Annotated in this window: 7 protein-coding genes and 1 pseudogene; 2 read left to right on the plus strand and 6 right to left on the minus strand. The window is 62.4% G+C overall.

Annotation, left to right across the window (positions count from 1 at the left end; genetic code table 11):
• Positions 1-357 precede the first annotated feature (357 nt).
• The gene (locus tag HMPREF2924_RS33725; protein ID WP_023094937.1) at positions 358-1,059 is read left to right on the plus strand and encodes a hypothetical protein; all 702 of its coding nucleotides are present in this window, start codon (positions 358-360) and stop codon (positions 1,057-1,059) included.
• A 61-nt stretch (positions 1,060-1,120) separates the two neighbouring features.
• Positions 1,121-1,351: a hypothetical protein gene (locus HMPREF2924_RS35340; protein WP_123809160.1), complete on the plus strand. Its 231-nt coding sequence runs from the start codon at positions 1,121-1,123 to the stop codon at positions 1,349-1,351.
• A gap of 46 nt (positions 1,352-1,397) precedes the next feature.
• On the opposite strand, the gene fabY is transcribed toward HMPREF2924_RS35340, so the two are convergent.
• The 6 genes and pseudogenes from fabY to dctM all read right to left on the minus strand — a co-directional run.
• Positions 1,398-3,302 carry a beta-ketoacyl-ACP synthase FabY gene (gene fabY, locus HMPREF2924_RS00490; protein WP_003135933.1) on the minus strand — a complete coding sequence of 635 codons (1,905 nt, stop codon included), beginning with the start codon at positions 3,300-3,302 and terminating at the stop codon, positions 1,398-1,400.
• Positions 3,303-3,754: 452 nt separating this feature from the next.
• Positions 3,755-4,687 (minus strand): carbamate kinase, encoded by a 933-nt coding sequence (gene arcC / locus HMPREF2924_RS00495; protein WP_003096199.1) that lies wholly within the window; start codon positions 4,685-4,687, stop codon positions 3,755-3,757.
• Between the two features lie 60 nt (positions 4,688-4,747).
• Entirely contained in the window at positions 4,748-5,758 is a 1,011-nt protein-coding gene (locus HMPREF2924_RS00500) for an ornithine carbamoyltransferase (RefSeq protein WP_003100031.1), read from the minus strand.
• Between the two features lie 79 nt (positions 5,759-5,837).
• Positions 5,838-7,094 (minus strand): arginine deiminase, encoded by a 1,257-nt coding sequence (gene arcA / locus HMPREF2924_RS00505; RefSeq protein ID WP_003135932.1) that lies wholly within the window; start codon positions 7,092-7,094, stop codon positions 5,838-5,840.
• Positions 7,095-7,115: 21 nt separating this feature from the next.
• The gene (gene arcD, locus HMPREF2924_RS00510; RefSeq protein ID WP_023094936.1) at positions 7,116-8,564 is read right to left on the minus strand and encodes an arginine-ornithine antiporter; all 1,449 of its coding nucleotides are present in this window, start codon (positions 8,562-8,564) and stop codon (positions 7,116-7,118) included.
• Positions 8,565-9,361: 797 nt separating this feature from the next.
• Positions 9,362-9,804 (minus strand): annotated as a pseudogene (dctM, locus tag HMPREF2924_RS00515) (C4-dicarboxylate TRAP transporter large permease protein DctM); the annotation flags it as partial.

Genomic DNA, 9,804 nt, shown 5'->3' on the forward strand with positions numbered 1-9,804 from the left:
GCCGCGCCCCAATTGGGGCGCGGCGTTTTTCTGATCTGTTTTCTGGTCTCTATGGGAGATTACGATGTTTTGCCCGCTCGGGCTGACAGAAAACATGCAAATAGCCCGCAGCAGATGACTGACAGCGGGATTCGGCAGTGGCTCACCAAATATTCACTTTGGTGAACGGCATGACCGCATGAGCGGGGCTTTTCGTTGAGCTGTCGGCCGGTGCCGATAGGGGTGGCGCCTGAGTAAGTTCCTGTGTGATTTTTTCCGAAGCCTGGGGAGGATCATGGGCTCCATGAAAACTCCATCGTAATCGCACACGGGGAGAGCATGTAGAGCGTAGAGTTCTCGCGTTTGCGGGAGGGCACTATGCCAATATATCCATCGATCTATCGTTTTCGTGTTTTAGCTGCGGCTGTGATGGCGAGCGTATCGATTTATCTATTCTCAGCTTCGTTGGGCATGGATGTTTTAAAAAGTTATGAGGTGTTGGCAGATATCTATCCTGAGAATATGAATGACTATGCTTCAAGACTGACCGCTGAAGAGAAATTTCAAGGCGAGTTGCTCCGGCAGCTTACCGATAAGATCTATCTGGAGCGGTATTCGATTTGTGCGCTTATTTTGGCGCTCGCTATATTCTTCCTGCCATCTCCGGTAGTCGTGAGGAGAAGTCGTGTGCTTTTGGTTTTTCTCTATTTGGCGACTCCAGTTTCCATTGTGCTTTCAGAAGTTTTAGCAACCTCTTTGAGTCTGGATAGAATGCTGTATCCAACGTGGAGGGACAATATAGTAGTTTCCTGGTTTATCTCTTGCGCGGTCGCCTTTACCGTCTGTTTTATGCTCCTGCCGTTGCTGATTCTAGGTTGGCGTAGTACCTCTGGAGGACTGATATTTCGCAGTAAGACCACACAGGTGTTGAGTGGAATTCTTCTTGCGGTTTGGCTGGTAGGGTTTGCCTGCTCTTTTTTCAGTGGGGATTGTGAGGCAATGCTTCCCCTATGGCTGGGGTTCGTATTTTTTTACTATGTAATTTCCTCCAGCGATGAGAAAATACCTGTCAATAAATAGGTGTTTCGAGGGGCTATCAGAACGGATATCCAGTGCCTGATAACTCAATGGGAGCTTCACCGTGGAACTTGATGTCAAAATTGGCCGATCCGTGCTTTTTCAGCTCCGTCAGGAACCTCGTCGCTGTTTGTTCATCCATGGGACGCTGGAAGTCCAGATCGGCATCGTACCCGTGAACTTCCAGCGGCTGTCGGTGAAACGCTGGAACTGGCCATCACCTGATCCAGCGCATCCAGATAGGCTCGCCGAGTGGCGCAGCGAGCTGATCCAACTGGCGCGCGCGCTGCACTGAAACGAAAAGGCCCGGTCTAGCCGGGCCTTTTCCGTTGTGGCGGCGCTCAGTCGAGCATGTCGCTGAAACGCGCGTCCTTCTTGTATATCAGCGGCTGGCTGAAGCCGGGCACCGTCACCTGTTCGGCGCTGACCTCGATGGCGTGTTCGTCGATCAGGTCCTGGCCGAAGTTGTAGATGATCTCCAGGTCGCCCTGCAGCGCGCGCTGGTCGTAGGCGCGGGCGGCGGCGCGGGTCTGCTCGCGCTTCTCGACGTAGGCGGCGAAGGCCGCTTGGCCATGGCGCTTGCGCAGCATCTTCTCGGCGATTCGCGGCGACAGCACCACGCCGCTGGCGTTGTTGCCGCCGAAGCCCTTGGAGTTGATGAAGCACACCTCCAGCGGCTTGTCCTGGCGCATGTCGCGATTGGAGATGCTCAGGCGCTGCTGGTGGACGTCGTCGGCGACCTTGTCGATGGTCTTGATCCCAGGGAGGATGCCGTACTTGAACGTGCCCAGGGCGGAAATCAGTTGATCGGCGCTGGCGGTGGCCAGGGAGTGGCCGACGTAGGCCTTCACCGCGGTGACCGGCCAGCCGTCGATGCCGAAGGCGCTGGCCACGCGGTCGAGGATTTCCGATTCGGTGACCCGGTTGGCCGGCGTGCTGGAGCCGTGGGCGTGGACGAAGCTGGCGTGGCGCACGGTGTCCAGGCCGACGATCTGCACCGCGCTGGCCACCGCCTTGGCTACCGTCAGGTAGTTGCCCGGGCCGGGGGCGGAGATGGACTTCTTGAAACCGTCGGCGTTGATGAACACGTCGGTTACCGCGCCGTGGATATCCGCGCCCAGGCGCAGGGCCAGTTCGTCGTCCATCAGCACTACGTATTGGCTGGACTCGGCCAGGGTGAAGCCGCAGTTCTCGCCGAACGGCCGGCTGGCGCGGCGGAAGTCCACGTCCTCGCGGCCTTCGATCAGGCGCAGGCCTTCTTCGGTGGCCAGTGCGCCCATGGCACTGTAGCCCTCGATGCACTCCGGCAGGATCGGCGCCTCGCTGTTGCCGACGATGACCACCCGGGCCTGGCCGCTGGTGATGACGTCGATACCCTTCTGCAAGTTGTAGAGGAAGGTGGCGCAGGCGCCTGTGATGCTGCCGGTCATGCCGACGCTGCCGAGCACGTAGGCATTGATGAAATCGGTGGGCATGCTGTTGAAGCCCAGCGGCAGTTGCTTGGCCGAGACCCGGTGGCCCTTCAGGCGGGATTGCATCAGGCCGCCGAAACCGTTGTCGTCGAGCTGGCTCATGATGCTGCCGGAGAATACCGCGATCTCGTCGGGCTGGACGTTGTCGACGATGGTCTTCCAGTCGATGCCGGTGGAGCGGATCGCGTCGGTCGCGGCGACCACCGACATCTGCAGGCCGCGCGGGTGGAAGCGCGAGTTGTACAGCTCGCCCGGTTCGAAACCGGTGGGCAACTGGCCGGCGGACTTCACCGTCAGCGCACGGTAGCTGTCGACCTTGAACTCGCAGCGCTCGTGGATGCTCACCAGTACCTCGCCATCCTCCGCGGGAGCGATCGACCAGTTGGCCGGCAGCGGCTCGGGCAATTGCTTGGGCGAGGCCTTGAAGGTCAGCGCCTGGCCTTCGGCAGGGGACAGCTCGAGGACCTTGTGCCAGTGGACTGCATCCGGGTCGAGGTACTGCGGTTCGATGCGTCGCACCAGGGTAGAGGCGAAGATGCGTTCGGCGTAGCGCCGCTCGATGTCCTCCGGGGACATCGGCGTGCCGTCTTCGGCCAGGTAGCGGCCGCCTTCGGCCTTGACCAGTTTCATCATGACCGCCAGGCCGGCTAGGGTTTCCTGGCGCGCCTGCGGGTCCATCGATTCGATGACCATGCGACGGAAGCCGTGGTGGAAGGAACTACGGCCTGCTGCGTTGTAGCCACCGAAACCAACAATGACCGGTAGTCGAGACATCACTCAGAAACTCCTTCGAATAGTCGTTCGCGTGCCGGGCTGCTGCCTGGTCCGGAGCGGGAAGCGCGTGGCGGCGATGGCGGCCTTTCCCGTCGGCGAGGCGAGCTTCACGGACCCGGGCACGAGCCAGTGGCCGTTGAAATGATCAGGGTGACTATGCTGACGTGAATCATGACTATCGAGTCACGTATTTTCCTACTGAATACCGCGTTGCGTGGGCTTTCCACAAGTGCTGGCGGTCTGCCGTGGGGGGATTGACGCCCATGGCCGGGCTGTTGGCAGAGGTGGTGCGTGGGCGAGTGTTGCGGGACTTGCTTGAAAGTCCGCGCGCAGAGGCGCGGCGCCGGGGCGTCCGCGGAGGCGGCGGATGACGCGTGGCGCTATCCGCCCTTCGCCCGATGCCGGCGGAGGAGAATGAAGAAGGGCCGCGAAGCGGCCCTGGGGGTGGTGTATCAGCGGTACTCGATGCCCGCCTTGCGCGTGCTGACCCGCGTTCCCGCCTTGCCCTCGGTGATCGCGACGATGTCCGCGAGCGAACCGATCACCGCGTCCTTGCCGGTGGCGCGGGCGAACTCGATGGCGGCCTGGACCTTCGGTCCCATGGAGCCGGCGGCGAAGCCGAGGCGCTCCAGTTCGTCCGGGTGGGCCTGGGCGATGGCCTTCTGGGTCGGCTTGCCCCAGTCGACGTAGGCCGCGTCGACGTCGGTGGCGATGATCAGGATGTCGGCCACCAGCTCCTGGGCCAGCAGCGAGGAGCAGAGGTCCTTGTCGATCACCGCCTCGACGCCGCTGAGCTTCTTCCCGGCCTCGTCGTACATGGTCGGGATACCGCCGCCGCCAGCGCAGATGACGATGGTGCCTTTCTCCAGCAGCCACTTCACCGGGCGGATCTCGAAGATCCGCTTCGGCCGCGGGCTGGGCACCACGCGGCGGAACTTGTCGCCGTCCGGGGCGATGCTCCAGCCCTTCTCGGCGGCCAGGCGCTCGGCTTCTTCCCTGGAGTAGACCGGGCCGATCGGCTTGGTCGGGTTCTGGAACGCCGGATCCTTACCGTCCACCTCGACCTGGGTGAGGATGGTGGCGAACGGCACTTCGAACGGCAGCAGGTTGCCCATCTCCTGTTCGATCATGTAGCCGATCATGCCCTCGGTTTCCGCGCCGAGGACGTCCAGCGGGTAGGGCGAGACCTGGTCGTAGGCGGCCCCCTGGAGGGCCAGCAGGCCGACCTGGGGGCCGTTGCCGTGGGCGATCACCAGCTCGTTGCCGGGCGCCACCTTGGCGATCTGTTCGGCGGCGATCCGCACGTTTTCCCGCTGGTTGTCCGCGGTCATGGGTTCGCCACGGCGTAGCAGGGCATTACCGCCCAATGCGACGACGATACGCATATCGGTTACCTCCGGAAGGCGGCTGCGCCCGGCCGCGTGGGCCGGGGCGCAGGAGCGCGGTCAGATGTCGGCGAGGGTCGAGACGAGGATCGCCTTGATGGTGTGCATGCGGTTCTCGGCCTGCTCGAAGGCGATGTTGTAGGGCGACTCGAAGACGTCCTCGGTCACCTCGATGCCGTTGGCCAGGTTCGGATACTGCTCGGCGATCTGCTTGCCGACCTTGGTCTCGCTGTTGTGGAACGCCGGCAGGCAGTGCATGAACTTGGCCCGCGGGTTGCCGGTGGCCTTCATGATCTCCATGTTGACCTGGTAGGGCAGCAGTTCCTTGATCCGCTCGCCCCAGGCTTCCACCGGCTCGCCCATCGACACCCAGACGTCGGTGTGGACGAAGTCCACGCCCTTCACGGCTTCCTTCGGATCCTCGGTGAGGGTCAGCTTGGCGCCGCTTTCCTCGGCGAACTTCTTGCACTGGGCGACGAACTCGTCGTGCGGCCAGAGCGCCTTCGGCGCGGCGATGCGTACGTCCATGCCGAGCTTGGCGCCGATCAGCAGCAGGGAGTTACCCATGTTGTTGCGCGCGTCGCCCAGGTAGGCGTAGCTGATGTCGTGCAGCGGCTTGTCGCTGTGCTCGCGCATGGTCAGCACGTCGGCGAGCATCTGGGTCGGGTGGTATTCGTCGGTCAGGCCGTTGAACACCGGAACGCCGGCGAACTTCGCGAGTTCCTCGACGATTTCCTGCTTGAAGCCGCGGTACTCGATGGCGTCGTACATCCGGCCGAGAACCCGCGCGGTGTCCTTCATGCTCTCCTTGTGGCCGATCTGCGAGGAGTTCGGGTCGATGTAGGTGACGTTGGCGCCCTGGTCGTAGGCGGCCACCTCGAAGGCGCAGCGGGTGCGAGTGGAGGTTTTCTCGAAGATCAGGGCAATGTTCTTGCGCTTCAGGTGCTGCTGCTCGGTGCCGGTGTACTTGGCGCGCTTGAGGTCGCGGGACAGGTCGAGCAGGTAACGCAGCTCGCGGGTGCTGTGGTGCATCAGGCTGAGCAGGTTACGGTTGTGCATGTTGAAAGCCATGATTGATCTCCTTGTGGGAAGTCGGTGGGCGGCGCCCCTCCTGGGGACGCCGCCGTTCAGCTCGAGAGCGGGTTGTCTGTCAGTACTCGATCGGGTCGCGGATGATCGGGCAGGTCATGCAGTGGCCGCCGCCGCGACCGCGACCCAGTTCGCTGGCGCTGATGGTGATGACCTCGACGCCGGCCTTGCGCAGCAGGGTGTTGGTGTAGGTGTTGCGGTCGTAGCCGACCACCACGCCCGGCTCCAGGCAGACCACGTTGTTACCGTCGTCCCATTGCTCGCGCTCGGCGGCGAAGCTGTTGCCGCCGGTCTCGACTACGCGCAGCTTCTTCAGGCCGAGGGATTCGGCGACCACTTCGAGGAAGGTTTTCTCCTCGCGACGGATGCTCATGCCGTAGGGGCTGCTCGGATCGGGGCGCAGGCTGAAGGGCACGATTTCCTTGACCACTTCCGGGAAGACCGTGACCAGGTCGCGGTCGCAGAAGCTGAACACGGTGTCCAGGTGCATCGCGGCGCGGGACTTCGGCAGGCCGGCGACGATCACCCGCTCGGCGGCGCCCTTGGCGAACAGCGACTGGGCGACCTGACCGATGGCCTGGCGCGAGGAGCGCTCGCCCATGCCGATCAGGACCACGCCGTTGCCGATCGGCATCACGTCGCCGCCTTCCAGGGTCGAGGAGCCGTGGTCCTTGTCCGGGTCGCCGTACCAGATCTCGAACTCGGCGTTGGCGAACTCGGGGTGGAACTTGTAGATGGCGGTGGTCAGCAGGGTTTCCTGTCGTCGCGCCGGCCAGTACATCGGGTTCAGGGTCACGCCGCCGTAGATCCAGCAAGTGGTGTCGCGGGTGAACTGGGTGTTCGGCAACGGCGGCAGCAGGAAGCTGGAATGGCCCAGGTACTCGCGGTACATCTTGAGGATGTTGGCGCCTTCGCTGGCGGGCAGGTCGTCAGCGGCGACGCCGCCGATCAGGTACTCGGCCAGCTTGCGCGGCTCCAGGCTCTCCAGCCAGGAGCGCAGCTCGCTGGTCAGGCCCAGGCCGACGCTGTCGGCGGTGATCTTGCGATCGAGGATCCACTTCAGCGCTTCCGGGTTCTGGATGGTCTCGGTCAGCAGGTTGTGCATCTCGAGGACGTCGATGCCGCGCTCGCGCATCTTGGTGACGAAGTCGAAGTGGTCGCGCTTGGCCTGGTTCACCCAGATCACGTCGTCGAACAGCAACTCGTCGCAGTTGCTCGGGGTCAGGCGCTGGTGGGCGAGTCCGGGCGAGCAGACCATCACTTTGCGCAGTTTGCCGGCTTCGGAGTGGACGCCAAGTTTGGTTTTTTCCGTGCTCATTTCACGTCTCCAGTGGAGTAATCAGAGGGTGAGGAAACCGTCGTAGAGGCCGTAGGCAGCCACCAGGGCGCCAATGACGACTGCGGCGAAGATCAGTTTTTCGATTCCGGTGAAGATCGGCTGGCCGACCTCGTGCTTGGCCTTGGCGAAGAGGATCGCGCCGGGCGCATACAGCAGGGCGGACAGCAGCAGGTACTTCAGGCCACCGGCGTAGAGCAGCCAGACCGCGTAGACCACGGCGATGCCGGCGATGACCAGGTCCTTGCTGCGTTCGCGGGCATCGTTCTCGTAGGTCTCGCCCTTCAGGGTCAGCAGCAGGCCATAGGCGGCGGACCAGAAGTACGGGATCAGGATCATCGAGGTGGCCAGGAGCAGCATCTTGGTGTACGGGTCCATGCCGTCCGGGTCGCCCGAGGTGAAGAACACCACCACCAGGAACACCTGTACGCAGATGTTGGTCAGCCACAGGGCGTTGGCCGGCACCTGGTTGGCGTTCTCGCGGCGCAGGAACTCCGGCATGGTGTGGTCCTTGGCCGCGGCGAACATGATCTCGGCGCACAGCAGCACCCAGGAGAGCAGCGCGCCCAGCAGCGAGATCAGCAGGCCGACGCTGATCAGCACGGCGCCCCAGTGGCCGACCACATGCTCGAGTACCAGCGCCATCGACGGGTTCTGCAGCTTGGCCAGTTCCGGCTGGGTCATCACGCCCATGGACAGCACGTTGACCAGCACCAGCAGGAGCAGGACGGTGATGAAGCCGATCACGGTGGCCTTGCCGACGTCGGAACGTTTTTCCGCGCGGGAGGAGAAGATGCTCGCGCCCTCGATGCCGATGAACACCCAGACGGTGACCAGCATCATGTTGCGCACCTGGTTCATCACGCTGCCCAGGTCCGGGTTGCTCTTGCCCCAGATGTCGGCGGTGAAGATGTCCAGCTTGAAGGCGAACAGGCAGATCAGGATGAACAGGAACAGCGGCACGATCTTGGCCACGGTGGTGACGGTGTTGATGAACGCCGCCTCCTTGATCCCGCGCAGCACCAGGAAATGCAGGGCCCAGAGCAGGACCGAGGCGCAGACGATCGCGGCGACGGTGTCGCCCTTGCCGAAGATCGGGAAGAAGTAGCCGAGGGTGCTGAACAACAGGACGAAGTAGCCGACGTTGCCCAGCCAGGCGCTGATCCAGTAGCCCCAGGCCGAGGAGAAACCCATGTAGTCGCCGAAGCCGGCCTTGGCGTAGGCGTACACGCCGCCGTCGAGTTCGGGCTTGCGGTTGGCGAGGGTCTGGAAGACGAAAGCGAGGGTGAGCATGCCGACGGCGGTGATCGCCCATCCGATCAGGACGGCGCCGACGCCGGCGCTGGCTGCCATGTTTTGCGGAAGGGAGAAGATGCCCCCTCCGATCATCGAGCCGACAACCAGAGCCGTTAGCGCTCCTAGTCGGAGTTTTTGGCTGGATTCTTGGGACATTTTCGGAATCTCCCTATAGGAATTGAGAGTGAAGCCATTAGGCGGCAGCGGCTATTGTTGAATGCTGATCCACGTCAATAGCTTCCTACTCAAAGTAATTAGATGACGCATTCCTGTAAGTCGCGAGTGCCAAAGATAGAAGAGGAATCTAAGACCTGCCCGGAATAGGGCGGTTTTTTCATGTGATAGGGGAAGTCTTGCCATCCGCTACGGGGAAAGCTTGAAATTGCTCGAAATCGGGCTATAAGCCGCGGATCAAGCCGGATCGTTGATGCCGATCAATGAATTTCGCGAGACGGTATTCTGACTTTTGGAGGGGGGCTCGCCAGCTTGTTGGCGGTCCGCCGAAAAAACGCCACGGTTTGCCAGAGAAGTGTTTCAGTATTTCGGTGTAGGTGCTTTTTTATTTATAAGTAAAAATAATTTTCCGCTCTCATCAAAGAACGAAAAAGCACAAGGACAGAAATGAAGAAGCCCGGCGTTCGCCGGGCTTCTTCATTTGGACTTCAGGGTATGAAGACCGCTGGGGGGACGGGATCGCCGCCCACCCGCCGCGCGTGCTGGCGCACGTCGGCACAGGGGAAGGGGCCGCCATCCGGTTCGTGGCCGAAGGGCGCGGTTCGCCGGGCGAACCGAAAGCCGGTGCCAGGGGCACTGCGAGCGATTGAGCAAGCGGCGTGCCAGCCATCGACAGGTGGCCCGGCCCGTCAACTGCGGGGCACGGGCCCACGGCATAAGCGGATTTTTGCCGAAGGCCCGAGCACAGGGCGGGGTTTTCCGCCGTCGTTACCGTTCCGTCAGCTCATCCCCAGCCAGTTCGGCAATGCCATGGATACCGACGGGATGTAGGTCACGATGATCAGGAACACCAGCAGGATCATCAGCCACGGCAGCGCCGCGCGGATGGTCGCGCCCAGCGGCATGCCGGTGACCGCCGAGGTGACGAACAGGTTGAGGCCGACCGGCGGGGTGATCAGGCCGATCTCCATGTTCACCACCATGATGATGCCGAGGTGGATCGGATCGATACCCAGCTCCATGGCGATGGGGAAGAAGATCGGTGCCAGGATCAGGATGATCGCCGAGGGCTCCATGAAGTTGCCGGCGATCAGCAGCACGATGTTCACCACCAGCAGGAACATCCACGGCGACAGCCCGAGGTCGGTGACCCAGGCGGCGATACTCTGCGGAATCTGCTCGGTGGTCAGCACATGGGCGAAGAGCATGGCGTTGGCGATGA

It is taken from the genome of Pseudomonas sp. HMSC063H08, assembly GCF_001813645.1.
Classification (GTDB): Bacteria; Pseudomonadota; Gammaproteobacteria; order Pseudomonadales; family Pseudomonadaceae; genus Pseudomonas; species Pseudomonas aeruginosa.